This is a genomic window from Archangium sp. (assembly GCF_036388035.1).
Classification (GTDB): Bacteria; Myxococcota; Myxococcia; order Myxococcales; family Myxococcaceae; genus Archangium.
In genome coordinates this window covers 1-1,656 of sequence record NZ_DASVSO010001010.1, presented here as the reverse complement: position 1 = coordinate 1,656, position 1,656 = coordinate 1, and the positions used below count along the sequence as shown (strand labels likewise).

Annotated in this window: 2 protein-coding genes; both read right to left on the bottom strand. The window is 66.7% G+C overall.

Features of this window, described 5'->3' with window-relative positions; all coding sequences use genetic code 11:
- Positions 1-605: hypothetical protein (locus tag VF697_RS41595; RefSeq protein ID WP_331104067.1), on the bottom strand; the 605-nt coding region annotated here is incomplete at its 3' end.
- Positions 606-862: 257 nt separating this feature from the next.
- The coding region (locus VF697_RS41590; RefSeq protein ID WP_331104065.1) for a biosynthetic peptidoglycan transglycosylase at positions 863-1,656 on the bottom strand (794 nt) is incomplete at its 5' end.

Here is a 1,656-nt window from a genome sequence, read left to right as displayed (position 1 = left end):
AGGGGCACGCCCTGAATGGTGACGAGCGTCTCCCCGCGCTGGAGGCTCGTCTTGAGCTGCACGCGGGCACCCTTCGCGAAGTAGCGCGAGAGGCTCTCGCGCATGAGCTCGACGCGGGCCGCGTCCGGCGTGGGCAGGGTCGCCCCGGAGGGGTGGCGCTTGTTCTTCACGGCCTGCTTCAGCTCCTCCACGCTGCACTCGGAGAAGAGCTTGCTCACCACGAGGCCCCCCTCCTGGGGCACGTCGATGGGCGTGGCGCCCGGGTCACCGCCCACGGGCTGGAGCTTGGCGGCCACCGCGTAGGTGCGCAGGGCACTCAGGTTGGTCACGCCGTACTTCGTGCACGCCGCCTCGGTGAATTCCCGGGCCACGGCGCCGTACCGGGTCAGCGTCGCCTGCGAGAGCGCTTTGACGTGCTGGCTGAAGAACTGCTGGGCGCTCTCGTACCCGTTCTTCTCCGCGAGTTCGTTACCCACGATGTGGTTGTAGAGCTGTCCAATCTTGTAGTGACCGGCGTTGCCCTGCTCCAGATACCCGAGGATGAACTGCAATGCCTGCTGGAGCGTCAGCGCGGACGTGGTGTTGCCTTCGTTCAACTCTTCCATGTGCTACCCCCCAAAATGGTGGAGCCGCGGAGTGCGGCTGGCCCGGCACCAAGCAACTCGAGGGCCAAGGGGCCAGCAATGTGGATTCGCGCACTTACGTCTTGGGAAGGCCGCAAAGGAATCTCACTTCCCGGAGGGACCGTCCGCGCAGTGAGACGCTGCGTGCATTCCACTCCTCATCGATGAGGAGTGAAACGGTGGGGGTGCATTCCACTCCTCATCGATGAGGAGTGAAACGTACCCGGGCAGCCCCACGGTCAGTTGCTCTCGGGGGGAGTGCTCGGCGACGACTCCTCGTCAGCGGGTTGCCGCGAGCCGTGGTGTCCGGCGAAGACGAGCGGTGCGGTGAGTGCCTCCTGGTACTCCGCCTCCGTGATGTCGCCTCCCGCGTACAGCACCGCCAGCAGGCCCTCCACGTTCTTCTTCCAGAGCTCGGAGAGTGCCCCGCGGTTGCAGTACACGTGGTAGCGCACCGGGTTGGGGATGATGCTGGCGAGGAAGGCCGACTCCCGGATGCTCAGCACGCGCGCATCCTTGTCGAAGTAGTGCCGCGCCGCCTCGCCGATGCCGTAGAGGTCGGGGCCCCACTCGATGATGTTGAAGTACACCTCGAGCAGCCGCTCCTTGGGCACCGAGGCCTCCAGTCCCAGGGTGAGGAAGGCTTCCTTCACCTTGCGCGCATACGTCTTCTCCCGAGACAGGAAGAGGTTCTTGGCGAGCTGCTGGGTGAGGGTGGAGCCTCCGCGGACCTTGTCGTCCTCGGGCGCCAGCAGGATGCCCCGCAGCGAGTCGAAGTCGAAGCCCCGGTGAACCCAGAACGCCGCGTCCTCGCTGCGCAGCACCGCGCGCACCAGCGGGTGAGGGAGCTCGGCCAGTGGCACGTAGGAGGGATTGCTCGAGCCGATGCGCAGCTCTCGCCCGCGACCCTCGGGCGTCAGGGGCCGGTAGTTGAAAGGCTCGCGCAGCCAGGCCAGGGGCCCCGCTCTGGCCGAGCGCTTCAACTCGCCCAGGTCCAGCTTCGCCTTCAGCTCCCAGTCCCGACGCGGGTGGA